Genomic DNA, 21,493 nt, shown 5'->3' on the forward strand with positions numbered 1-21,493 from the left:
CCATGTCCCGCCGGACGATCGACGCCCGCAACGCCTTCTGCCCCGGTCCGCTGATGGAACTGATCGCCGCCATCAAGGCGTCCACCCCGGGCGACGAGGTGGAGGTGCTGTCCTCCGACCGGGCGTCCGCCGACGACATTCCCGCCTGGGCCCGCAAGATCGGCCACGACGTGGTGGCCTGCGACCGGGTCGGCGAACACTGGAGCATCGTGATCCGCAAGGCGCGGTGAGGCGGCGCGTTCTCCGTCATCCGGGGTGTGGCGCGCTGCGGTCGAGCGCGCCGGCCACCGCCGTCAGCAGATCGCGGGGCACGAAGGGTTTGACGACGAACCCCAGCGGGTGCGTCGCCTCGGCCCGCCGTGCGGTCAGCGCGTCGGTCTGCGCGCTGACGTAGACGATCGCGATGGCGAACTGCGCGCGCAGCGCCGCCGCGGTGTCGATGCCGTCCATCGGCCCGGCGAGGCGGATGTCCATCAGCGCCAGGTCCGGGCGGGTCGCTGCGGCGCAGGCCAGCGCGCCGGCGCCGGTCGCTTCCACCCCGACAACCTCGTATCCGCCGTCCGACAGCAAGGCACGCAGCGACAGGGCCACCAGCGCCTCATCCTCGACGATCAGTATGCGTGCGCTCATCCCACCATCTTCGGTTCGGTTTCGCCTGCCATACCTCACGTCCATCGCGCGGTGTGTCCCTCGCGTGTCGGTGTGACGGACGCCGGCGGCATCATACGGCTACGGCGCCGCAATCCATAGTCCGTTCCGCCGATGGCGCCGGAACCAATGAGCCCATACAATCCCTCACCATCAAATCGTGTTTGTGCGCACCGGCCTCACGCACAGCCGGGAGAGCTGCGATGGAATCCTGGACGGACACTGGTATTGAAGCGGTCGGGCGGGTGCGTTGGGGAAGCCATTTCTGCCAGTTCTATGACACCTCCACCGACCTGACCGACATTCTCGTCCCCTACTTCAAGGCGGGACTGGAGCAGGACGAGCAATGCCTGTGGGTCGTGGCGCCGGATCTGTCGGTCGACGGGGCGGTCGCTGTCCTGCGCAACGCCGTGCCCGATCTGGATGCTCGGATGAACCTGGGCCGGATCGACTTCATCGACCAGCGCGCCTGGTACCACGAGGGCAGCCTCGACACCTCCCTGCACGGGTGGCTGGCGCGCGAACGGGAGGCCCTCGACCGCGGCCGCCGCGGCCTGCGCCTGACAGGTAACGTGCTGCCGCGCCGTCTGGCCGACTGGGATGGCTTCATCGACTATGAAACCCGTGTGAGCGACCATTTCGCCGGCCGCCGCATCGTGGGGCTGTGCACCTATTGCCTGGGTGCCTGCCAGCCGACCGACGTGCTCGACGTGGTGGGAATCCATCAGTTTGCGGTGGCCCGCCGCCACGCCGCGTGGCAGGTGATCGAAAGCGCCTCGGTCAAGCAGGCCAAGGAGGAGTTGCGGCTGCTGAACGCCGAACTGGAGGAGCGCGTCCTGGAGCAGACGGCGGAACTGCGCCGGGCGCTGGAGAACAAGGATGTGCTGTTCCGCGAGGTGCACCACCGCGTCAAGAACAACCTTCAGGTCGTGTGCAGTCTGCTGATCCTGAAGGCCGGCCGGCTCGCCGACGGGGCGGCCCGCCAGATGGTCGACGAGATGGTGGAGCGCATCCGCGCCATGAGCCTCGTCCACGAAGCCCTGTACCAGCGCGACGACAGCGCCCGTATCGACTTCGGCGCCTACCTCCGCACGCTGGTGGAGGGGCTGCAGCGCACCTACGGGACGGGAGACCGCGTGCGCCTGCGCGTCGACGCGGCGGCGGGCTGCGCCCTCGACCTGGATGCGGCCATACCCGCCGGCCTCATCACCACCGAGGTGGTGTCCAACGCCCTCAAACACGCCTTCCCCGCGGGGCGGAGCGGCACCGTCACCATCACGTTCGCCCGTGATGACGACGGCGCCAGCCGGCTGACGGTTCGCGACGACGGCCCCGGCCTTCCCGGGGCCGAACCTTCCGCGGCCGGAGCCGGTCTCGGTCTGGTGCGGGCCCTGGCCGCCCAACTGCATGGGCGCACCGCCTTCCACAGCGACGGCGGGGCGGTGTTCGAACTGGTGTTTCCGGCATAGGGCATCATGCGTTTGCGCCGAAACGCATGATGCCCCTGCCCCTGTTCAATGCCTGAGGTGCCAGGAATCGCCGACCCGTTCATAGCGGCGCAGAACGGCGGCCCAGGCGATTCGACGGGCGGCCTCGTTGCGGCGGGCCTGACCTTCGCCCTCGTCGTATTCCCGCCAGGCCCGGTTGAAGGCGGAACGATAGATGTCCTGCGCGCCGTCAGGCAGGCCGGACTTTACCGAATCGGGCAATTCGGCGTTGCTGGGAAACGGCATTGCGCGTCCTCCACGGCGTTTCTTATGATTGTTTTGATCATAGCCTTTTTCCCGCCCTCTGCTGAAGCAGTCTTTTGGCGGAGGGGGGTATGCCGAAACGCAAAACGCGCACAACGCAAAACCCCCTTCCGGCAAGTGATCCGGAAGGGGGTTTCGGGACGGGGGGCCCGCGGGCGTCGGTCGATGAACGCGTTATGGCGCGCGGCGCGCGGCGCGGTGGGCCGGGATCGGGATCGGGCGGGCCACCTGCTCCTCGCGGCGGCTGGCGGACATGTCGATCTCGATGCGGGCCAGAGCCTTGCGCAGCTCGTGCACGGCATCCGACAGGGGTTGGATGCTGTTTTCGCCCGGCTGCTGGCGCCAGGTGCGATAGGCCGCCAGGCAGGTCCGTGCGGTTTCCCGCAGGCGGGCCTCCACGGCGTCCACGGGCGGCGTCGGTTCGGCGCGGGCCGGACGCGGCGCCGCTTGCTCGCCGCCGGCAGGGGCGGCGGCAGGAGCGACGGCCACGGGTGCCGCCGGCAACGGCGCCGGTGCGGCGGGAGCGGGCTCCACCACCGGTGCGACGGCCGGCTCACCCCGCGAGGACCGATCGCCGCGAAGCTGGTCGGCACGCAGGGTGCCGCCGCGAGCGGACTCGCCGCGCGACCGTTCCGGACGCGGCTCCCCGCCGCGGGCGTGGCGGGGCGGCTGTGGCGCCGGATCGGCCTCGGCTGCCGGTTCGGCGTCGGGCCGGGCGGGCTCCCCGGCGGGGGCCTGCGCTTCCGGAGCGTCCGTCGCGGGCGGCGCGGCCTCGGAGGGTGCCGTCTCCGCCGGTGCGGCGTCGGCCGCCGGCTCGCCGGTCTCCTCGCCGCCCTGGCCGCTGGCCTCAGCCTTGCGGACGATGTAGGAGATGGCGCTGGGGGTGCATTCGAATTCGCGGGCGATGGCCGACAGCGTTGCGCCGGCCCGGTACCGTTCAAGAATTCGTGGCCATGCCGATTGCGGAATTCGGCCGCGCCGCTTCGGGGATTCCGCTTCGGTGCCGGTTTCTGCGTTCATAATGTCGCTCGGTTGCCAAAGAGAATTTTGCGTCATTCGACAGATGCCCGTAGGAGATCGCACTCTTCCCCCGCCGCGCCGCATGGAGAGTGCGGCGAGCCTCATTGAAGCACTGAGTTGGCGGCGTTGATTTCTGTGCAGATCAATATCGGCGTCCGAAGCGGAAAATACCAGCGGAACTTTGCGGGGAAAAGCGAATTTGTATGCGCAAACGCAGTTTGTGCAGCGGCTTGCGCGACGCCGGCGGCGGCGGCGGGCTCGCCGCCGGCTGCGCCTCCGGCCGCATTTCGCCGGCGGGGATGTTCGGGATTTTAAAAACTACCGCGATGGTGGTTCCTCTTTCAAATCCTTCGGGGGGTGCTGAAGGGTCCGGGGGAACGCGGATTTGAATCCGGCGTTTCGATTCCGTCCCGCTCACGCTCGCCGGAGTTTGCTCCATGCCGCATGCCTCCGCTTCCCCTTCGTCGCGCCTCGGCTCGCCGGTGCGCGCGCTCGCCCTGGCCCTGGCCCTGGCGACGGTGCCGGCCCTGCCGGCTGCCGCCCGCGGGGCGCCGCAGTCGTTCGCCGACATGGCCGAGGCCCGGCTGCAGACGGTCGTGAACATCTCCACCAAGGCGCGGAGCGAGCCGCGCGGCGGGCCGGCGCTCCCGGACGCGCCGGGCTTTCCCGACGGATCGCCGTTCGAGGATTTCTTCCGCAATTTCCGTGGCGACGGCCCGCGGCCGGAGCCGGAGCCGGCGACGGCGCTGGGCTCCGGGTTCATCATCGACGGGTCGGGCTACATCGTCACCAACCATCACGTGATCGCCGAGGCCGACGAAGTGTCCGCCATCCTGCACGACGGTCGCGAGTTGAAGGCGGAGGTGGTGGGCGCCGACCCGGCGACCGATCTGGCCGTCCTCAAGGTCGACACCGACGCGCCGCTGCCCGCCGCACCCTGGGGTGACAGCGACGCCGTCCGGGTGGGTGACTGGGTGGTCGCCATCGGCAACCCGTTCGGGCTGGGCGGCTCGGTGACCGCCGGCATCCTGTCGGCGCGCGCCCGCGACATCCAGCAGGGCCCCTACGACGAGTATCTGCAGACCGACACCGCCATCAACCGGGGCAACTCCGGCGGGCCGCTGTTCAACACCGACGGCGAGGTGGTGGGGATCAACACCGCCATCTTCTCCCCCACCGGCGGCTCGGTCGGCATCGGCTTCGCCGTGCCGTCCTCGGTGGCGCGCCCGATCGTCGAGCAGTTGCGGTCCAACGGGCAGGTGCGCCGCGGCTGGCTGGGCGTGCGGGTGCAGACCGTAACGCCGGAGATCGCCGAGAGCCTGGGCCTGCGCGAACAGCGCGGCGCCCTGGTCACCAGCGTCGACCCCGCCGGCCCGGCCGCCGAGGCGGGCCTCACCCAGGGGGACGTGGTCACCCGCTTCGGGTCCACGGCGGTGAACGAGATGCGCGACCTGCCGCGGGCCGTGGCCAAGGCTGCCGTCGGCAGCACGGTGGAGATGCAGGTGCTGCGCCGCGGCGAGCCGCACACGCTGGCGGTCGCCATCGGCGAACAGCCGGGCGAGCCGATGGCGACCGCCGGCACCAGCGCCCCGCCACCGTCCGCCGCGCCGGGCACCGACGTGCTCGGGCTGCGCCTCGCCCCGATGACGCCGGATCTGCGCAACACCTTCGCCATCGCCCCGGACGTCGACGGGGTGGTGGTCACCGAGGTGGCGCCCGACAGCCCCGCCATGGAGCGGGGGATCGAGCCCGGCGACGTCATCGTCGAGGCCGGCCAGCAGCCCGTTCTGCGGCCCGAGGACGTGGAGGCCAGCGTCGACGAGGCGCGCGCGGCGGACCGCGGCAGCGTTCTCATGCAGGTCAACCGCGGCGGCGACTTGCATTACGTGCCGGTCCCGGTGGATGGTCGGGGGTGATGCCCAAGGAACTGACCCACATCCTGTTCGCCGACAGCGTCCGTGACGCGCTGCCGGCCGCCGCCGCCGGTCACACCGCCGACCTGCACTTCGGCGCGATCGCCCCGGACGTCTTCTATTACCGGGCTCCGCGCCCCGGCGCGGCGGTGGACCTGTACGCCCGCGGCGAGGCGGTTCACGGCGCCGCCGGCGAGGACACGGGGGCCGTGCCCGTGGCCATGCTGGACCGCATCGCCGGCCTTCCGGCGGGGGAGGAGCGGGAGCGCCGGGCGGCCTTCCTGTGCGGCTTCCTGACCCACATGGCCCTGGACATGGCGTTCCACCCCTGGGTGGTGCACCGCGCCGGCGCCGACCGGCTGGCGACCGCGCGCCACCTGCTGCTGGAAAGCTGGCTCGACCTGGTGATGCTGCGCCGCGCCGGGCTGGACCTCGGGCGCTGGCGGCCGCTTGACGCGGTGCGCGCCAACGGGCCGTCGAACCGGGCCGCGCTGGATCTGCTGGCAGGCGCACTCGGCCCCGCCCGCGGCGAGGACGCCGCAGCCATGCGCCGGGCGCTGGCCTGGCAGTACCGCGTGCAGATGACGGCCACCCGGCTCTTCCCGTCGCGACTCGCCGCCCGCGCCGCGGCGCTGGCCGACCGTGCCGCCGGCGGCACCCTGAAGGAGCGGGTGGCCCTGTTCTATCCCGTGCAGCGGGACCCGTTGCCGGGTGTCGTCGCCGATGCCGGCGCCTTCGTCCACCCCGTCACCGGCGCCATGGTGGACGGCGGCCTGTCCGGCCGCTGGCAGGCGGCGCGCGAGCTGGCGACCGCTTTCCTCGGCGCAGTCGGCGACGTGCTGGACGGGCGGGCGGAAGCGGCCTGGCTGTCGGCGGTGGTGGGCCGCCGCAGCCTCACCACCGGGCTGCCGGACTGCCCCATGGGGCGGGCGCGCCATTTCGATCCGGTGGCGCTGGGGCCGCTGTGGCGCTACGGGATGGCGTGACGCGCATCTGGCCTGACGGGCACCGGCGTCTTTTCCCCTATCGCTGATGCGGCGGCGGCGGTATTTTGCCGGCCGGTCGGGCCCCTTGCACGGGCCGCTTTCGGGTTCTGAGGACGTCTTCCGTGGCTACTGTTTCGGCGGACCGCGACGCGGTGCGGCTGTCGGTCGTGATTCCGGTCTACAACGAGGCCGAGAACGTCATCCCCCTCCTTGACGAGATCGAGGCGGCGCTGGCCGCCCACGGGCCGTTCGAGGTGGTGTTCGTCGACGACGCGTCGGACGACGACACCGCGGCGCGCCTGGCGCCGCGCATCGCCGCGTCGGCCGGCGGCAACCCCGTACGCCTGGTCCGGCACGTACAGCGGTCCGGGCAGAGTGCCGCCGTGCGTACGGGCGTCAAGGCGGCGCGGGGGACCTGGATCGCCACGCTGGACGGCGACGGCCAGAACGACCCCGCCGACATCCCGGCCCTGCTCGCCCGCAGCGGCGAGGCGGACACCCCGCTGATGGTCGGCGGCCTGCGGCGCAAGCGGCGCGACACCTGGTCCAAGCGGGCGGCATCGCGCTTCGCCAACGGGTTGCGCCAGGCGATGCTGCGCGACGGCTGCGCCGATACCGGCTGCGGCCTGAAGCTGTTCCGCCGCGATGCGTTCCTCGATTTGCCATATTTCGGTGCCATGCACCGGTTCCTGCCTGCGCTGTTCCGGGCGCACGGCCACCCCGTGGCGTACGTGCCGGTCAACCATCGGCCCCGTCAGCGCGGCGCCTCGAAGTACACCAACCTGCGCCGCGGCCTGATCGGCGTCGTCGACCTGCTCGGCGTCTTCTGGCTCCAGCGTCGCACCCGGCTTTCGCCCGCGGTGGAGGAGCGCTGAGGCGCTTCCCCCCGGCAGAGGATTTCAGCGCCCCATGATCGACGCCCTCGTCACCTGGTTCAACGAACGCAGCACCACCGAACTGGTGTGGATCGCGCTCGGCTTCGTCGCGCAGTTCATGTTCATGATGCGCTTCGTCGTCCAGTGGATCGCCAGCGAACGGGTGCGGCGCAGCATCGTGCCGGAGACGTTCTGGTACTTCAGCATCGCCGGCGGCGTGCTGCTGCTCGCCTACGCCGTGCATCGCGCCGACCCGGTCTTCATCCTCGGGCAGGCGCTCGGTCTGGTGATCTACGTCCGCAACATCTACTTCATCTGGTCGGGCAAGCGCGCCGACAGCCGCGCCGCCGCCGACAACGCCGCCGGCAACGCGGACGCGGAGCCCGGCCGCCCGTGAGCGACGCCCGCCGCCTCTCCCCCGCCGCCTATCTGCTGCTGACACTGTTGAGCCTGGCCCTGTTCCTGCCGGGGTTCACCGTCCTGCCGCCGTTCGACCGGGACGAGGCGCGGTTCGCCCAGGCGTCCTTCCAGATGCTGGAGAGCGGCGATCTCGTCGACATCCGCTTCCGGGACGAGGCGCGGCACAAGAAGCCGGTCGGCATCTACTGGCTCCAGGCCGGCGCCACGGCGGCCGTGCAGGCGCTGGACGCGGCGGTGGGGAAGGCGGTGTGGACCTACCGCATCCCGTCCCTGGCCGGTGCGGTGCTGGCGGTGCTGCTGACGGCGTGGGTCGGGGCGCGCCTGTTCGGCGCCACCGCCGGCGCGCTGGCCGGCGTGATGCTGGCGGGCTGCGTCGTCATGGGGGTCGAGGCGCGCATGGCCAAGACCGACGCCGCCCTGCTGGCCACCATCGTGGCGGCCCAGGGGGCGCTGGCCCTGCTGTACGCCGGGCGTGCGGAGCCGGCCGGTGGCCGGGGTCTGCCCGCTCTGTTCTGGGTCGCGCAGGGACTGGGCATCCTGATCAAGGGCCCCATCACCCCCATGGTGTCGGTGCTGACCATCGTGGCGCTGGTGGCGTGGGACCGCCGCGCCGGCTGGCTGCGGCGGCTGCGGCCGCTGGAGGGGCTGGCCATCGTGGCGCTGATCGCGCTGCCCTGGCTGATCGCCATCACGGTGCAGACCGACGGCGCCTTCTTCCGCGCCTCGGTGGGGCACGACATGCTGGCCAAGGTGGGCAGCGGCCAGGAGGGCAAGGGCCTGCCGCCCGGTTATTATCTCGGCACCTTCTGGATCACCTTCGCCCCGTGGGCCTTCCTGGCGCTGCTGGCGGTGCCGTGGGTGTGGCGCCACCGCCGCACCGACGCGGTGCGGTTCTGCCTCGCCTGGATCGTGCCCACCTGGTTGGTGTTCGAGGCGGTGCCGACCAAGCTGCTGCACTACACCCTGCCGACCTTCCCGGCCATCGCGCTGCTGACCGCCGCGGCCGCGCTGGCGCACGCCGACCGCGCGGCGGAGCGGCCGCGCCGCGCCCTGTTCGCGGCTGCCGCGGTGCTCGGCGCCGTCGGTCTGGTCGGGCTGGCGGTGGCGGTGGCGGTGGTCCCCTGGCTGGTCGACGGGCGCATCGACTCGCGCGCCGTCGCACTGGTGCCGGTGGTGCTGGTGCTGTTCGTGTGGGCGCTGGTGTTCGTGCGGCGCGGTGCAGCGCAGCGGGCCGTGGCGGCGGCCATGGCCGCGGCGGCGCTGCTGTACGGCGTCACCTACGCCTTCGTGCTGCCCGCCGTCGATGGCATCTGGGTCAGCCGCGCGGTGGCGCAGGCGGTGACCCGCACGGCCGAGTGCCCGACCCCGGTGGTCGCCTCGGCCGGCTACAATGAACCCAGCCTGGTGTTCCTGGTGGGAACGCGGACGCTGCTGGTCGGCGGTGCCGCGGCGGCGGCGCACCTGCAGGACGGCGGGGCCTGCCCGCTGGCGCTGGTGGAGAGCCGGTTCGAGGCGGAGTTCCGCGCCGCCGCCGGCGCCGCCGGGGCGCGCGCGCTCGCCGAGGTGCGCGGGTTCAACTACAACAACGGCCGCCGGCTGGTGCTGACGCTGTACGCGCCGCCGCGCTGAACCGGGGCGCTACGCCGCCGGGGCATCGGACCGCATCAGGCGGCGGATGAAGTTCACCATGGCACGCAGCACCGTCTGCTGCTGGTCGCGGTGGGGGGAGTGGCGGCAGTTGGGCAGGACCAGCGTTTCCGCCGGGCCGGACACCCGGCGGGCGATGGCGTCGACCTGGGCCAGGGTGGCGTATTCGTCGTCCTCGCCCTGGATGACCAGCACCGGCGCGGCGATGCCCGGAAGATACTCCTCGATGTTCCAGGGCCTGAATTCCGGCGACAGCCAGATGCCGGACCAGGCGTCGAACAGGGCGCCGGCGTCGTCGTGGTGGCGGGCCAGCCGCTCCGGCAGGTCCGACGCGTTCCACACCTCCACCGCGGTGCGGATGCCGGCCAGCGTCTCCTCCTCCACGAAGACGTGCGGCGCCTCCAGGATCAGGCCGCGCACCGGCCGGCCGGAGCCGCCGGCGTGGATCAGCGCGATCGAGGCGCCGTCGCTGTGGCCGATCAGGATGGGCTCGTGGATGCGGAAGTGGTCGAGCACCTGCGGTAAAATGTCCAGCGCCTCGCGGTGCTGGTAATCGACGCCCCGCGGGCCGTCGGCCGGGTCGGAATGGCCGTGGCCGGCGCGCCCGTAGATCAGCACCGGGCAGCCCGTCCCGGCGGCGACCTTGTCGGGAAAATCCCGCCACAGCGAAACGGAGCCCAACCCTTCGTGCAGGAAGACCAGGGTGGGGGCCGCTGCATCGCCGGGAATCCAGCGGTGTTCGAGGCGGCGGTTCTGAATGCGGAGCGTCATGCAACGCCCCTTAGCAAGGAGGCGGGGTGCTCGGCAAGACGCTCCTTCAGAGAAAGGCGGCAGCCTCGTCCGGACGCCACAGCCAGGCGGCGCCGCGCACGCCGCTGGAGTCTCCGTGGACCGACCGGCGGATCGGCGTGTCGATGCGGTCGGAGAAGACGCGGTGCGCCACCAGGGGCGGCAGCCGATCATACAGGGCGATGGCGTTCGACAGGCCGCCGCCCAGCACCACCACGTCCGGGTCCAGCAGGTTGATGACCGCCGCCAGTCCGCGGGCGATGCGATCGGCCAGACGCTCCAGCGATGCCAGTGCCGCGGCGTTGCCGGCCGCCGCCGCGGCGACGATGGCCTCCGCGCTCAGCGATTCGCCGGTGGCGGCGGCGTGGTCGACGGCGAAGGCGGGGCCGGACACGAAGGTTTCCAGGCACCCGTGACGCCCGCAGTAGCAGGCCGGACCCGGCCGCTCGCCGTCGTCAGGCCAGGGCAGCGGGTTGTGCCCCCATTCCCCGGCGATGCCGTTGCGGCCCCGCAGGGGGCGCCCGTTCACCACGATGCCCGCACCGCAGCCGGTGCCGAGAATGGCGGCGAACACCACCGCGCATCCCGCCCCGGCGCCGTCCGCCGCCTCTGACACGGCGAGACAGTTGGCATCGTTCTCGACCCGCACCGGGCGGCCGAGCGCCGCCGCCAGGTCGCGGTCCAGCGGGTGGCCGATGATCCAGGTGGAGTTGGCGTTCTTCACCAGGCCGCTGTGGGGGGACACGATGCCGGGGATGCCGACGCCGACGCTGCCGCGCCCGGCCGCGGCGGGGCCGCCGGCTTCCGCCTCCAGCGCCGCCACCAGCGCGGTGATGGTGGCGACCGTGGCGGCGTAGTCGCCGCGCGGCGAGGGGACCCGGCGCCGGGCCAGGATCGCGCCCTGCGCGTCCAGCGCGATCCCTTCGGTCTTGGTGCCGCCGAGGTCGATGCCGATGCGGATCATGGGGAGTTCCTGTGGTGCGTTATGGCCCGGAGAGTCGAACTCGGGAGAAGCAGATGCCGGAACCCATCAATACTCGTTAACCGCACGATCATCCAGGTCAAGCATCGCGCGGCAGTTTTGCAACGGCATCCGGCAATCCGCAGCCCCCGGGGGGAGCGGGAACGGAAACCGGTTGACCTTGTCTTCGCATATTGTAGAACCGCGTGGAACGCCTACGCGCCGCCAGTCCACCGCCGTCACCGCAGCCGGAGTACATGATGAACAGCGAACGCGCCGTCCACGCCCGCTTCGCCACCGGCCGGGTTTTCCGGTCGCTGACCGCCGCCGTCGCCGCCGTGTCCGTCCTCGGTTTTTCCCTGTCGGCGTCGGCCTCCGGCCGCCCCGCCTGCTACTCGCGCGCCGAACACGCGGCCGAGCAGGCGATCCGCATGCACACCGAACTGATGGTGATCGGCCTGACCTGCCAGTCGGTCGCCGCGGCGGAGAACCCCTTCGGCAAGTACCAGGACTTCACGATCAAGCACCGCGCCTTCATCTCCGACCAGGAGAAGGTGTTGATCGAGCATTTCCGCAAGACCGCCAGGGGCAACCCGACGCGGGCTTTCGACAGCTTCCGCACCGAACTGGCGAACGAGATCAGCCGGCGCTCGGCCATCGTCGGCACCAACATCTACTGCTGGAACTATGTGGACCGCGCCAAGGCGGCGCTGCAGCTTACCCGGGACGACGTGAAGACGCTGACCGGCGACGAGAAGGGGGCGGCACTCCTGCACCTCAGCTCCAAGCCGCTGTGCGATGTGAAGGTGGTCAGCGGTCCCGACCCGGTGTTCGATGTGGCCGCCGCGACCCCGCCGGCCCCCCGCACCGACGCGAAGCCCGCCGCCGCTGCCAAGCCGGCCGACGCCAAGCCGAAGCCGGCGCCCACCCCGGCGTCCGCCAAGGCCCCGACCAAGCCGGCGGCCAAGCCCGCCGCGAAGCCCGCCCCGGAAAAGGTGGCCGCCAACTTCCAGCGCTGAGCGCCGCGTCGCATCCGATGGTTCCTGCCAACCCCTTCCGGCTCCTGCCGGAAGGGGTTTTTGATGGCGCATGGCCCGTCCGCCGAGAATGCAGGCCACGGCGGGTTGACTGACGTGTAGGGAAGACGGTCCCGCGGTTCGCCGCGACCCCGCCCCGTCCCTGAGCCACCGCCATGCCCTCCCGCCCGCTCCGCACCCGGCGTCCGCCGTCGCCCGCCCTTGCCGCGGTGCGCGACGCCCTCGGTATTCCGGGCGTGGTGCTGTTCGCCAGCTACGTCGGGTTCGGGTCTCTGGTGCGCGAGAGCGGGCTGGGCCTGCCGGAGGGGTTGGTGTCCACGGCGACCGGCTGGGCCCTGCCGGGGCAGGTGGCGCTCGTGGAACTGTACGCGGTCGGTGCCTCCATCGTGACCATCGCCCTGGCGGTGGCGCTGACCAACACGCGTCTGCTGCCCATGGTGGTGACGATCATGCCGCTGCTGCGCGACGACCGGGCGCCGCGCTGGTGGTTCTACGCGCTGGCGCATGTGGTCGCCGTCACCTCCTGGGCGAACGGCATGCGGCGGCTGCCGGCGCTGGCGCCCGGCGACCGCCTGCGCTGGTTCGCCGCCTATGGCGCCGTCCTGTGGTCGGCGACCATGGCGGGAACGGCGGCGGGGTTCTTCCTGGCCGGTCTGGTGCCCAAGCCGGTGACCCTGGGTCTGGTCTTCCTCAATCCCGTCTATTTCCTGCTGCTGTTCGCCGAGGACCTGCGGGACCGCGCCAAGGTTCTGGCGCTGGGCCTCGGGGCGGTGACGGGGCCGGTTCTGCACCTCGCCGCGCCCGCCTACGGCCTGCTCGCAACCGGGTTGGCGGCGGGCACGCTGGCTTTCCTGCTCGACCGCATCCTCGCCCGGAGGACGCGCCACCGTGGCTGACTCCCCGGCCATCTGGGCCGTTCTGGCCGCCGGTGCGGCCGTTACCTACGCGGCGCGGGGCCTGGGGGTGGCGCTGTCGGGGCGCATCGATCCCGCCGGCGCGGTGTTCCGCTGGGTCGGCTGCGTCGCCTACGCGCTGCTGGCTGCGCTGGTGGCACGGATGATCCTGCTGCCGGTCGGGCCGTTGCAGGAAACGGCTACCGGCCAGCGGCTGCTGGCCGTGCTGGCGGCGTTGGCGGTGTTCTACGCGGCCCGCCGCAGCGTCGCCGCCGGTGCCGCTGCGGGAACGGCCATGATGATCGCCCTTGCCTGGAGCGGCCTGAGTCCGTTCTGACGGGTACCATGCGCATGGTTCCGACCGACAGGAAATTGTCGGTTGAGCCCCTGCCATGGAACAATCGGACGGTGGGGCGGCCGCCGATGGTAATACCATCGAGCAGCCGGCAATCCCCTCTTGCCCTGTTCGAACGGGGTGGGCTAACGTCCTGACGGATAACGAATGCAGCCCTGCGGTCCACGCATGGCTTGATCAGTTCAGGGAGCGGGAAAAACGTGACCGAAGAACCAAACGGTCCCGCTTGTCCGGCCTGCCCGTTCGCGGCACGCTGAAGCGGGGTCGGTCAATGGAATATTTCCTTCAACAGTTGATCAACGGGCTGACGCTGGGCGCCATCTATGGCCTCATCGCGATCGGCTATACGATGGTGTACGGCATCATCGGCATGATCAATTTCGCCCATGGCGAGATCTACATGATCGGCGCCTTTGTTTCAGTCATCACATTCCTGGTGCTGGGGGCGCTGGGCATCACCTGGGTGCCGCTGGCACTGGCGCTGATGCTGATCTTCGCCATGCTGTTCACCAGCGTGTACGGCTGGACGGTGGAGCGGATCGCCTACCGGCCCCTGCGGGGATCCCAGCGGCTGGCGCCGCTGATCTCCGCCATCGGCATGTCGATCTTCCTGCAGAACTACGTGCAGGTCCTCCAGGGGGCGCGCGTCAAGCCGCTTCCCCCCATCGTCAGCGGCGGCTTCTCGGTGATGGAGCGGGCCGACGGCTTCGTGGTGTCGCTCAGCTACCTGCAGATCTTCATCATCCTGCTGACGGTGGCGCTGATGTACGGCTTCACCCAGCTCATCCAGCGCACCGAACTCGGCCGTGCCCAGCGTGCGTGCGAGCAGGACAAGGTCATGGCCGGGCTGCTCGGCGTCAACGTCGACCGCACCATCTCGCTGACCTTCGTGATGGGCGCCGCCCTGGCGGCGGTGGCGGGCATGATGGTGACGCTCTACTACGGGGTGATCGACTTCTACATCGGCTTCCTGGCCGGCGTGAAAGCCTTCACCGCGGCGGTGCTGGGCGGCATCGGGTCGTTGCCCGGCGCCATGCTCGGCGGACTGTGCATCGGCCTGATCGAGGCGTTCTGGTCCGCCTACTTCACCACCGAGTACAAGGACGTGGCGGCCTTCTCGATCCTCGTGCTGGTTCTGATCTTCCGCCCGACCGGCCTGCTGGGCCGTCCGGAAATCGAGAAGGTGTGAGGCGATGACCGCACTTCCCCTGTCCCGGAGCCGCGGCATCCAATGGTCCGCGGTGCTGCGCGAGGCCGGGCTGACCGCCTTCGTCGCCTTCCTCCTGACCGTGCCGCTGGTCGGTCTGCGCACCGTCGACCGCCCCACCGGCCTGACCATCGACGCCCGCTTCGACGAGGTGCTGGTCGCCGTCTTCCTGGTGTTCATCGGCCGCCTGGGCCTGGGCCTGATCCGCGAAGGCCAGGCGCTGCTGGTCCTGGTGCTGGCGCTGCTGGCCACCGGGGTCGGCATCGTCGCCCCCCTGCCGACGCAGGTGCTGGAGGTGATCCTGGTCGGCGGCGGCCTGGTGATCGCCATCCGCGCCACGGTCACCCTGGTCACCAACCGCTCCACCCTGTCGCAGGCGGAGCGCGACAAGCGCATGGACGTGGTGGCCGCCAAGGTGCAGCACGCCTCGCGCTGGCTGGCGCCCATCGGCATCGGCTTCGCCCTCATCTTCCCCTTCCTGCCCTTCGCCGACCGGCACCTGATCGACATCGGCATCCTGCTGCTGACCTACATCATGCTGGGCTGGGGGCTGAACATCGTGGTCGGCCTGGCCGGCCTGCTCGACCTGGGCTACGTCGCCTTCTACGCCGTCGGCGCCTACTCCTACGCCCTGCTGGCGACGATCTTCGGCTGGAGTTTCTGGGTCTGCCTGCCGCTGGCCGGTCTGTTCGCCGCCCTGTCGGGCGTGCTGCTGGGCTTTCCGGTGCTGCGCCTGCGCGGCGACTATTTCGCCATCGTGACCCTCGGCTTCGGTGAGATCATCCGCATCGTGCTGCTGAACTGGTACGAATTCACCGGCGGTCCCAACGGCATCATCGGCATTCCCCGCCCGACCTTCTTCGGCATCGCCGATTTCACGCGCACGCCGACGGACGGGATGCCGGCCTTCCACGAGTTGTTTGGGCTGCCCTTCAGTTCGTTGCAGCGCATCATCTTTCTCTACTACGTCATCCTGGTGCTGGCGCTGATCGTGAACGTCTTCACCCTGCGGGTGCGCAAGCTGCCGCTGGGCCGGGCCTGGGAAGCGCTGCGCGAGGACGACATCGCCAGCGCCTCGCTGGGCATCAACCGCACCAACGCCAAGCTGGCGGCCTTCGCCATCGCGGCCATGTTCGGCGGGTTCGCCGGCAGCTTCTTCGCCACCCGCCAGGGCTTCATCAGCCCGGAGAGCTTCACCTTCATCGAATCGGCGATCATCCTGGCCATCGTCGTGCTGGGCGGCATGGGCAGCCAGCTCGGGGTGGTCATCGCCACGTTCCTGGTGATCGGCCTGCCCGAGGTGTTCCGTGAACTGGAGCAATACCGCATGCTGGCCTTCGGTGCCGGCATGGTTCTGATCATGCTGTGGCGTCCGCGCGGGCTGCTGGCCCACCGCGATCCGACCGTGACGCTGGGAGGTGCGCGAAAGGCGCCGTCCGGACCGGGCTCTGCCGCGGCGGGAGGCGTGTCATGACGGCGCCGAATCCGATCGCGGTCACCGGCGCCCCGCTGCTGCGGGTCGAGCACCTGACCATGCGTTTCGGCGGGCTGGTGGCGGTGAACGACGTGTCCTTCACCGCGCTGAACCGCGAGATCACCGCCATCATCGGCCCGAACGGTGCCGGCAAGACGACCCTGTTCAACTGCCTGACCGGCTTCTACAGCCCGACGGTGGGCCGCCTGACCCTGCGCCATCCCGACGGCCGGGAGTTCCTGCTGGAGCGCATGCCCGGCTACGTCATCTCCCAGAAGGCGGCGGTGGCCCGCACATTCCAGAACATCCGCCTGTTCAGCGGCATGAGCATTCTGGAGAACCTGCTGGTCGCCCAGCACAACAAGCTTCAGAGGGCGTCCGCCTGGTCGATCGCCGGCCTTCTCGGTCTGCCCGGCTACCGGCGGGCCGAGAAGGAGGCCATCGACCTCGCCAGCTACTGGCTGGACCGGGTGAAGCTGCTGGAGTATGCGGACTGGCAGGCGGGGAACCTGCCCTACGGCGCCCAGCGCCGGCTGGAGATCGCGCGGGCCATGTGCACCGAGCCGGTGCTGCTGTGCCTGGACGAACCGGCGGCCGGTCTCAACCCGCGTGAATCGGCAGAACTGAGCGAACTGCTGCGCTTCATCCGCGACGAGCACAAGATCGGCGTGCTGCTGATCGAGCATGACATGAGCGTCGTCATGACCATTTCCGACCACGTGGTGGTCCTCGACTATGGCCGAAAGATCGCCGACGGCACGCCGGAGGTGGTGAAGAACGACCCCGCCGTCATCCGCGCCTACCTGGGCGAGGAAGAGGACGAGGAGTTGCCGGAGATCGTCGCCCGCGATCTCGGCGTCGACGGCAGCGAAGGCCACCGCACCGGGGAGGGGACATGAGCACGCTTCTCAAGGTGCAGGGGGTTCACACCTTCTACGGGTCGATCGAGGCGCTGAAGGGCGTCGATCTGGAGGTGGGAACCGGCGAGATCGTCACCCTGATCGGCGCCAACGGCGCCGGGAAGTCGACGCTGCTGATGACCATCTGCGGCAACCCGCACCCGCGCGGCGGCCGCATCTACTTCGAGGGCGAGGACATCACCGGGCGTCCCACCTACGAGATCATCCGCCGCGGCATCGCCCAGAGCCCCGAGGGGCGGCGCATCTTCCCGCGCATGACGGTGCTGGAAAATCTCCAGATGGGGTCCATCACCGCCCGGCCCGGCAGTTTCGACACCGAGCTGGAACGGGTGCTGACCCTGTTCCCCCGCCTGAAGGAGCGCATCGGCCAGCGCGCCGGCACCATGTCGGGCGGAGAGCAGCAGATGCTGGCGATCGGCCGCGCCCTGATGAGCCAGCCGAAGATGCTGCTGCTGGACGAGCCTTCGCTGGGCCTTGCGCCGCTCGTGGTCAAGCAGATCTTCGAAGTCGTCAAGGAAATCAACCGCGAGCAGAAGATGACCATCTTCATGGTGGAGCAGAATGCCTACCATGCGCTCAAGCTGGCGCACCGCGCCTATGTTATGGTGACCGGCCGGATCACCATGTCGGGGACCGGCGCGCAGCTTCTCGCCGACCCGGAGGTGCGGGCGGCCTATCTGGAGGGAGGGCACTGATGGACGGTGTTCTCGGGGCGTCGCCCGGCGTCTTCATCTTCATGACCGTGATCCTGTTCGGCGGCTGTGCCATCCTGACCGGCCAGGCGCTGGCCGAGGGGTGGAAGCCCATCCGTGAGGTGTACGGCTATTCGATCCTGCTGGGACTGGGGGACCGGTTCCTGGTCTTCGCCCTTTTCGGCGGCGAGTTGCTGTCCATTTACGGCTTCGTCCTGCACACGGCGGTCATCGGCGCCATCGCCGTCATCACCTATCGCGCCGCCAAGGCGCGGCGGATGGTCAGCCAATACCCCTGGCTGTACGAGCGCGCCGGTCCTTTCGGATGGCGGGAGCGGCCGGGGACCGGCGTGGCGGAATAGGCCGTCGGGGCGCTTGCCGCGCCGACGGCCGCAGGGAGTATACTCGCTTTCACGTTACCGCCGGCCGCACCGGGAGACGCGGCCGGCGGGGACGCCCCGGAGGGTCCGGAGCGGCCGCACTTCAACCAGCGACCACACATGAAGCAGGGAGCAACAACGAACATGGCATTCAAGCACACCCTCCTCGCCGCCGCCGCCTTCATGGCCTTCGGTGCGTCGGTCGCCCATGCCGACATCGCCGTCGCCACGGCGGGTCCGATCACCGGCCAGTACGCCACCTTCGGCGAGCAGATGCAGAAGGGCATGGAGATGGCGGTGAAGGACATCAACGCCGCCGGCGGGCTGCTGGGCCAGCAGCTCAAGCTGGAGGTCGGCGACGACGCCTGCGATCCCAAGCAGGCGGTGGCCGTCGCCAACCAGCTTGCCCAACGCGGCGTGAAGTTCGTGGCCGGCCACTTCTGCTCGTCCTCGTCGATCCCCGCCAGCCAGGTCTACAACGAGGAGGGCGTGCTGCAGATGTCGCCCGCCTCCACCAACCCCACCCTGACCGAGCAGGGCTTCGACAACGTGTTCCGCGTCTGCGGCCGCGACGACCAGCAGGGCAAGGTCGCCGGCCAGTACCTGTCCGACAACTTCAAGGACAAGGCGATCGCCATCCTTCACGACAAGACCGCCTACGGCAAGGGCCTGGCCGACGAGACCAAGAAGGCCCTGAACGCCGCGGGCGTCAACGAAAAGCTGTTCGAGGCGTACAACCCCGGCGAAAAGGACTACTCGGCCGTCGTCTCCAAGCTGAAGCAGTCGAACGTCGACGTGGTCTATGTCGGCGGCTACCACACCGAGGCCGGCCTGATGGCCCGTCAGATGGCCGAGCAGGGCATGAACACCCGCATCGTCTCCGGCGACGCACTGGTGACGAACGAGTACTGGGCGATCACCGGTCCCGCCGGCGAGGGCACCATGATGACCTTCGGCCCCGATCCCCGCGAGAAGGCCGAGGCGAAGGCGGTGGTGGAGAAGTTCCGCGCCGCCGGCTACGAGCCGGAGGGCTACACCCTCTACACCTACGCCGCCATGCAGATCTACGCCGAGGCGGTGACCAAGGCGGGTTCCACCGACATGGAAAAGGTCGTCGAGCAGATTCGCAAGAACGAGTTCGAGACCGTCATCGGCCGCATCGGCTTCGACGCCAAGGGCGACGTGACGACGCCGGCCTACGTCTGGTACCGCTGGAACAACGGCCAGTACGCCGAAGTGAAGTGATCCATGGACTCCGGGGCGCCGTCGGGCGCCCCGGGGCACGGGTGGGAACTGGACGTGGCCCGGCGGGTGACCGCCGGGCCATTTGTTATGAAGGCTCCGGCGTCAGCCGCCGGGGCGCGCCTCTGCGGCAATCGCGGGCGGGGCGGTGGCGGAGGGGGCGCCTTGCGGCGGCGGCATGCGCTCCGCCAGCAGCCGTTCACAGGTCCGCAGCACCTCCCGCCAGAAGGCGGCGGCCCGCACGTTGTTGGCCGCCGTCAGCTCCACGAGCCGGACGCGGCTGATTCGCGTCGCGACCTCACCCATCTCCTCGACCAGGCGAGTCGCGAAAAGAAGCACGTCATGATCGGTCTTCATGGCTGAGACAACGCTAACCCGCCGGCTGTGTTCCCGCTCTGCGTCCCATGGCCGCGCCGACGGCTGTTGCGCAGCGGCTACAACCCGTGCCGGGCGGGACACGCCCCCAAACGGACACTCGCCACGGGTGGGGCAAATGGTGTTTCAATGACGTCCCGCCGGAGTTTGCCGGCGGTTCGCCGCACGCAGGGTTCTGGAGAGTGGTCATGCGCAGGAAGCGCGAAGTCGTCGAGGGTCAGATGTTCCGCAAGCTCGGGCCCGGCGGCGGGGTCTGGCAGGTCGTGGCCATCCGCAAGGATGGGATGGGAACGCAGCACGCGCAGCTCAAGCGGGCCGACGATCCGCTGACGTTGAAGACACTGGCCGTCACCACGCTGCTGGACCCCCACGAGTTCGAGTGGGTGCCCGAGGGGCAATAACCGCGCGAGTCGGCCGCTGCCGCCGGCCGCGCGCCTCGTCTCTATGGATACATGGCTGTCTGAATTGCGCTGTGCGGCTGCCGCTGCCCGGCGTATTTTCGTTTGGGTTGCGCTGGCTGTGTCCGAAAGCAATCCGTGCGATCCCGGCCCCGGCCGAAGCAGCAGAAATGCAACAGGCCGGGATTTCCGACCACAGGGGTATTGTGGGCCGGGGGTTGTGCTGGTATCTCACAAAACGGACGTTCAACCGAAGACGGGTTGCGGCGGACCGAAGCGGTGCGGCCGGGATTGCGGCTGCCGGCGTTTCGACCCGGGGTTGGCGTCGACCGTATGCGTGGTGCCACGGTGGTGGAAAGCTCGCACGCCCGACAACGCCGTCATCAATGGGGAACAAACAAATGAAGATTCGTGGACTTCTGCTGGGCACTGCGCTGGCGGTCATGCTGCCGGCCGGTGCGATGGCTGCCGAGGGTTTCTACATCGGTGCCGGTGGCGGCCTGAACTGGACCCGCGACGCCGACTTCCGTGAAGCCACCACGGGGTTCGAGGACGACGTCGAGTTCGACATGGGCGGCGCGGTGTCGCTGTCCGCCGGTTACAAGAGCGCCATGGGCCTGCGCGGCGAACTGGAGTTCAACTGGCGCTGGTCGAACGACATCGACAAGGTCAACGGCATCAGCCCCGGCGCCTTCGGCGTGGATGGCGACATCAGCTCGCTCGCCTTCATGGGCAACGTGCTCTATGACATCGAGACGGGCACCGGCTTCACCCCCTACATCGGCGTCGGCGCCGGTATCGCCCGGGTGAAGCTCGACCTCGACTCGCCGGCGGGCAGCTTCAAGGACCATGACTGGACGTTCGCCTACCAGGGCATCGCCGGTGTGGCCTACAACTTCACCAACAATCTGGCCCTGACGGCCGACTACCGCTACTTCGCGACGCTCGATCCGAAGTTCAGCGACGCCGGCACGACGATCGAAGGCGAGTACCGCAACCACACCGTCATGGTCGGCCTGCGCTACACCTTCTCCGCCCCGGCCGCCCCGGCCCCGGCCCCGGCGCCGGTCACGCCCGCCGTCCAGCAGGCGCCGCAGACCGAGTACCTGGTGTTCTTCGATTGGGACCGTGCTGACATCACGCCGGTGTCCGACAAGATCATCGGCGATGCCGCCGCCGCCGCCGGCCAGGTGCGCGCCGTCAGCATTCACGTGATCGGCCACACCGACACCTCGGGGTCGCCGACCTACAACCAGCGTCTGTCGGTGCGCCGCGCCCAGGCCGTGCAGCGCGCGCTGGTCGCCAAGGGCGTCCCGACCAACATGGTCACCATCGAGGGCAAGGGCGAGACCCAGCTCCTCGTCCCGACCGGTCCGAACGTGCGCGAGCCGTCGAACCGCCGTGCGCAGATCCTGATCCGCGTGAACTGATCGGGACGAGGCTGCCGCGGGGTGCGTGCCCCACGGCTGTCGGGTGACGGGTTCAGGGGCGCCGCCGTCGGGTGGCGCCC

At 70.1% G+C, this 21,493-nt stretch carries 25 protein-coding genes; 18 read left to right on the top strand and 7 right to left on the bottom strand.

What is annotated here, in order from left to right:
* Window positions 1-2: 2 nt before the first annotated feature.
* On the top strand, window positions 3-230 hold the full coding sequence (locus tag G472_RS0111490; RefSeq protein WP_029008523.1) for a sulfurtransferase TusA family protein: 228 nt from the start codon (window positions 3-5) through the stop codon (window positions 228-230).
* A 16-nt stretch (window positions 231-246) separates the two neighbouring features.
* Here the strand turns inward: G472_RS0111490 and G472_RS0111495 are convergent, their stop codons facing one another.
* Window positions 247-630, bottom strand: coding sequence for a response regulator (locus G472_RS0111495; RefSeq protein ID WP_035692029.1), 384 nt, complete (start codon window positions 628-630; stop codon window positions 247-249).
* Between the two features lie 221 nt (window positions 631-851).
* Between G472_RS0111495 and G472_RS37070 the strand changes: the two genes are divergently transcribed.
* The gene (locus G472_RS37070) at window positions 852-2,117 is read left to right on the top strand and encodes a sensor histidine kinase (RefSeq protein ID WP_051340702.1); all 1,266 of its coding nucleotides are present in this window, start codon (window positions 852-854) and stop codon (window positions 2,115-2,117) included.
* Between the two features lie 45 nt (window positions 2,118-2,162).
* Here G472_RS37070 and G472_RS0111505 read toward each other — a convergent pair whose 3' ends face one another.
* The 3 genes from G472_RS0111505 to G472_RS38785 all read right to left on the bottom strand — a co-directional run bounded on the left by G472_RS0111505 (window position 2,163) and on the right by G472_RS38785 (window position 3,858).
* A complete protein-coding gene (locus G472_RS0111505; protein ID WP_029008525.1) occupies window positions 2,163-2,381 on the bottom strand; it encodes a ChaB family protein in 219 nt (72 codons plus the stop codon).
* 192 nt (window positions 2,382-2,573) lie between these two features.
* Window positions 2,574-3,419 (bottom strand): hypothetical protein, encoded by an 846-nt coding sequence (locus G472_RS37075; protein WP_051340703.1) that lies wholly within the window; start codon window positions 3,417-3,419, stop codon window positions 2,574-2,576.
* Between the two features lie 142 nt (window positions 3,420-3,561).
* Window positions 3,562-3,858, bottom strand: a complete 297-nt coding sequence (locus tag G472_RS38785) for a hypothetical protein (RefSeq protein ID WP_156927082.1) — start codon at window positions 3,856-3,858, stop codon at window positions 3,562-3,564.
* Between G472_RS38785 and G472_RS0111515 the strand changes: the two genes are divergently transcribed.
* The 5 genes from G472_RS0111515 to G472_RS0111535 all read left to right on the top strand — a co-directional run bounded on the left by G472_RS0111515 (window position 3,857) and on the right by G472_RS0111535 (window position 9,242).
* Window positions 3,857-5,335 carry a DegQ family serine endoprotease gene (locus tag G472_RS0111515; RefSeq protein ID WP_029008526.1) on the top strand — a complete coding sequence of 493 codons (1,479 nt, stop codon included), beginning with the start codon at window positions 3,857-3,859 and terminating at the stop codon, window positions 5,333-5,335. The genes G472_RS38785 and G472_RS0111515 overlap by 2 nt on opposite strands.
* Window positions 5,335-6,318: a zinc dependent phospholipase C family protein gene (locus tag G472_RS0111520; protein WP_029008527.1), complete on the top strand. Its 984-nt coding sequence runs from the start codon at window positions 5,335-5,337 to the stop codon at window positions 6,316-6,318. Before G472_RS0111515 ends, G472_RS0111520 begins: the two co-directional genes overlap by 1 nt.
* Window positions 6,319-6,440: 122 nt before the next feature.
* Entirely contained in the window at window positions 6,441-7,193 is a 753-nt protein-coding gene (locus G472_RS0111525; RefSeq protein ID WP_084536584.1) for a glycosyltransferase family 2 protein, read from the top strand.
* A gap of 34 nt (window positions 7,194-7,227) precedes the next feature.
* Window positions 7,228-7,590, top strand: a complete 363-nt coding sequence (locus G472_RS0111530) for a lipid-A-disaccharide synthase N-terminal domain-containing protein (RefSeq protein WP_029008529.1) — start codon at window positions 7,228-7,230, stop codon at window positions 7,588-7,590.
* Window positions 7,587-9,242 (top strand): ArnT family glycosyltransferase, encoded by a 1,656-nt coding sequence (locus G472_RS0111535; RefSeq protein ID WP_029008530.1) that lies wholly within the window; start codon window positions 7,587-7,589, stop codon window positions 9,240-9,242. Before G472_RS0111530 ends, G472_RS0111535 begins: the two co-directional genes overlap by 4 nt.
* A 9-nt stretch (window positions 9,243-9,251) precedes the next feature.
* Here the strand turns inward: G472_RS0111535 and G472_RS0111540 are convergent, their stop codons facing one another.
* Window positions 9,252-10,031, bottom strand: a complete 780-nt coding sequence (locus G472_RS0111540; RefSeq protein WP_029008531.1) for an alpha/beta fold hydrolase — start codon at window positions 10,029-10,031, stop codon at window positions 9,252-9,254.
* A 46-nt stretch (window positions 10,032-10,077) separates the two neighbouring features.
* Window positions 10,078-11,013 carry an ROK family protein gene (locus G472_RS0111545; RefSeq protein ID WP_035692031.1) on the bottom strand — a complete coding sequence of 312 codons (936 nt, stop codon included), beginning with the start codon at window positions 11,011-11,013 and terminating at the stop codon, window positions 10,078-10,080.
* Between the two features lie 257 nt (window positions 11,014-11,270).
* Between G472_RS0111545 and G472_RS39755 the strand changes: the two genes are divergently transcribed.
* The 9 genes from G472_RS39755 (at window position 11,271) to G472_RS0111590 (ending at window position 19,213) form a co-directional block, all read left to right on the top strand.
* Window positions 11,271-12,029: a hypothetical protein gene (locus G472_RS39755; protein WP_051340704.1), complete on the top strand. Its 759-nt coding sequence runs from the start codon at window positions 11,271-11,273 to the stop codon at window positions 12,027-12,029.
* 173 nt (window positions 12,030-12,202) lie between these two features.
* On the top strand, window positions 12,203-12,943 hold the full coding sequence (locus G472_RS32625; RefSeq protein WP_051340705.1) for an AzlC family ABC transporter permease: 741 nt from the start codon (window positions 12,203-12,205) through the stop codon (window positions 12,941-12,943).
* Entirely contained in the window at window positions 12,936-13,277 is a 342-nt protein-coding gene (locus G472_RS0111560; RefSeq protein ID WP_029008533.1) for an AzlD domain-containing protein, read from the top strand. The genes G472_RS32625 and G472_RS0111560 overlap by 8 nt, the downstream gene beginning before the upstream one ends.
* 289 nt (window positions 13,278-13,566) lie before the next feature.
* On the top strand, window positions 13,567-14,484 hold the full coding sequence (locus G472_RS0111565) for an ABC transporter permease subunit (RefSeq protein WP_029008534.1): 918 nt from the start codon (window positions 13,567-13,569) through the stop codon (window positions 14,482-14,484).
* A 4-nt stretch (window positions 14,485-14,488) separates the two neighbouring features.
* Window positions 14,489-15,976, top strand: a complete 1,488-nt coding sequence (gene livM, locus G472_RS0111570) for a high-affinity branched-chain amino acid ABC transporter permease LivM (protein ID WP_029008535.1) — start codon at window positions 14,489-14,491, stop codon at window positions 15,974-15,976.
* Window positions 15,973-16,875 carry an ABC transporter ATP-binding protein gene (locus tag G472_RS0111575; RefSeq protein ID WP_029008536.1) on the top strand — a complete coding sequence of 301 codons (903 nt, stop codon included), beginning with the start codon at window positions 15,973-15,975 and terminating at the stop codon, window positions 16,873-16,875. Before livM ends, G472_RS0111575 begins: the two co-directional genes overlap by 4 nt.
* The gene (locus G472_RS0111580) at window positions 16,872-17,591 is read left to right on the top strand and encodes an ABC transporter ATP-binding protein (protein ID WP_029008537.1); all 720 of its coding nucleotides are present in this window, start codon (window positions 16,872-16,874) and stop codon (window positions 17,589-17,591) included. Before G472_RS0111575 ends, G472_RS0111580 begins: the two co-directional genes overlap by 4 nt.
* The gene (locus tag G472_RS0111585) at window positions 17,591-17,950 is read left to right on the top strand and encodes a DUF6867 family protein (protein ID WP_029008538.1); all 360 of its coding nucleotides are present in this window, start codon (window positions 17,591-17,593) and stop codon (window positions 17,948-17,950) included. The genes G472_RS0111580 and G472_RS0111585 overlap by 1 nt, the downstream gene beginning before the upstream one ends.
* A gap of 162 nt (window positions 17,951-18,112) precedes the next feature.
* Window positions 18,113-19,213 (top strand): branched-chain amino acid ABC transporter substrate-binding protein, encoded by a 1,101-nt coding sequence (locus G472_RS0111590; protein WP_029008539.1) that lies wholly within the window; start codon window positions 18,113-18,115, stop codon window positions 19,211-19,213.
* Window positions 19,214-19,315: 102 nt separating this feature from the next.
* Here G472_RS0111590 and G472_RS0111595 read toward each other — a convergent pair whose 3' ends face one another.
* On the bottom strand, window positions 19,316-19,567 hold the full coding sequence (locus G472_RS0111595; protein WP_029008540.1) for a hypothetical protein: 252 nt from the start codon (window positions 19,565-19,567) through the stop codon (window positions 19,316-19,318).
* 206 nt (window positions 19,568-19,773) lie between these two features.
* Between G472_RS0111595 and G472_RS0111600 the strand changes: the two genes are divergently transcribed.
* Window positions 19,774-19,986 carry a hypothetical protein gene (locus G472_RS0111600; RefSeq protein ID WP_029008541.1) on the top strand — a complete coding sequence of 71 codons (213 nt, stop codon included), beginning with the start codon at window positions 19,774-19,776 and terminating at the stop codon, window positions 19,984-19,986.
* Between the two features lie 398 nt (window positions 19,987-20,384).
* Window positions 20,385-21,413, top strand: a complete 1,029-nt coding sequence (locus tag G472_RS0111605) for an OmpA family protein (protein ID WP_029008542.1) — start codon at window positions 20,385-20,387, stop codon at window positions 21,411-21,413.
* Window positions 21,414-21,493: the final 80 nt, after the last annotated feature.

Source organism: Azospirillum halopraeferens DSM 3675 (genome assembly GCF_000429625.1).
Lineage (GTDB): Bacteria > Pseudomonadota > Alphaproteobacteria > Azospirillales > Azospirillaceae > Azospirillum > Azospirillum halopraeferens.

What these genes read in the sequence shown, in the direction of transcription:
- G472_RS0111530 (WP_029008529.1), top strand. Translation starts at nt 7,228, where the DNA reads ATGATCGACGCCCTCGTCACCTGGTTCAACGAACGCAGCACCACCGAA.
- G472_RS38785 (WP_156927082.1), bottom strand. Translation starts at nt 3,858, where the DNA reads ATGGAGCAAACTCCGGCGAGCGTGAGCGGGACGGAATCGAAACGCCGG.
- G472_RS0111600 (WP_029008541.1), top strand. Translation starts at nt 19,774, where the DNA reads ATGCGCAGGAAGCGCGAAGTCGTCGAGGGTCAGATGTTCCGCAAGCTC.
- G472_RS0111565 (WP_029008534.1), top strand. Translation starts at nt 13,567, where the DNA reads ATGGAATATTTCCTTCAACAGTTGATCAACGGGCTGACGCTGGGCGCC.
- G472_RS0111575 (WP_029008536.1), top strand. Translation starts at nt 15,973, where the DNA reads ATGACGGCGCCGAATCCGATCGCGGTCACCGGCGCCCCGCTGCTGCGG.
- G472_RS0111505 (WP_029008525.1), bottom strand. Translation starts at nt 2,381, where the DNA reads ATGCCGTTTCCCAGCAACGCCGAATTGCCCGATTCGGTAAAGTCCGGC.
- G472_RS0111585 (WP_029008538.1), top strand. Translation starts at nt 17,591, where the DNA reads ATGGACGGTGTTCTCGGGGCGTCGCCCGGCGTCTTCATCTTCATGACC.
- G472_RS0111595 (WP_029008540.1), bottom strand. Translation starts at nt 19,567, where the DNA reads ATGAAGACCGATCATGACGTGCTTCTTTTCGCGACTCGCCTGGTCGAG.
- G472_RS0111545 (WP_035692031.1), bottom strand. Translation starts at nt 11,013, where the DNA reads ATGATCCGCATCGGCATCGACCTCGGCGGCACCAAGACCGAAGGGATC.
- G472_RS37075 (WP_051340703.1), bottom strand. Translation starts at nt 3,419, where the DNA reads ATGAACGCAGAAACCGGCACCGAAGCGGAATCCCCGAAGCGGCGCGGC.
- G472_RS0111520 (WP_029008527.1), top strand. Translation starts at nt 5,335, where the DNA reads ATGCCCAAGGAACTGACCCACATCCTGTTCGCCGACAGCGTCCGTGAC.
- G472_RS0111590 (WP_029008539.1), top strand. Translation starts at nt 18,113, where the DNA reads ATGGCATTCAAGCACACCCTCCTCGCCGCCGCCGCCTTCATGGCCTTC.
- livM (WP_029008535.1), top strand. Translation starts at nt 14,489, where the DNA reads ATGACCGCACTTCCCCTGTCCCGGAGCCGCGGCATCCAATGGTCCGCG.
- G472_RS39755 (WP_051340704.1), top strand. Translation starts at nt 11,271, where the DNA reads ATGAACAGCGAACGCGCCGTCCACGCCCGCTTCGCCACCGGCCGGGTT.
- G472_RS0111580 (WP_029008537.1), top strand. Translation starts at nt 16,872, where the DNA reads ATGAGCACGCTTCTCAAGGTGCAGGGGGTTCACACCTTCTACGGGTCG.
- G472_RS0111515 (WP_029008526.1), top strand. Translation starts at nt 3,857, where the DNA reads ATGCCGCATGCCTCCGCTTCCCCTTCGTCGCGCCTCGGCTCGCCGGTG.
- G472_RS0111540 (WP_029008531.1), bottom strand. Translation starts at nt 10,031, where the DNA reads ATGACGCTCCGCATTCAGAACCGCCGCCTCGAACACCGCTGGATTCCC.
- G472_RS32625 (WP_051340705.1), top strand. Translation starts at nt 12,203, where the DNA reads ATGCCCTCCCGCCCGCTCCGCACCCGGCGTCCGCCGTCGCCCGCCCTT.
- G472_RS0111495 (WP_035692029.1), bottom strand. Translation starts at nt 630, where the DNA reads ATGAGCGCACGCATACTGATCGTCGAGGATGAGGCGCTGGTGGCCCTG.
- G472_RS37070 (WP_051340702.1), top strand. Translation starts at nt 852, where the DNA reads ATGGAATCCTGGACGGACACTGGTATTGAAGCGGTCGGGCGGGTGCGT.
- G472_RS0111490 (WP_029008523.1), top strand. Translation starts at nt 3, where the DNA reads ATGTCCCGCCGGACGATCGACGCCCGCAACGCCTTCTGCCCCGGTCCG.
- G472_RS0111605 (WP_029008542.1), top strand. Translation starts at nt 20,385, where the DNA reads ATGAAGATTCGTGGACTTCTGCTGGGCACTGCGCTGGCGGTCATGCTG.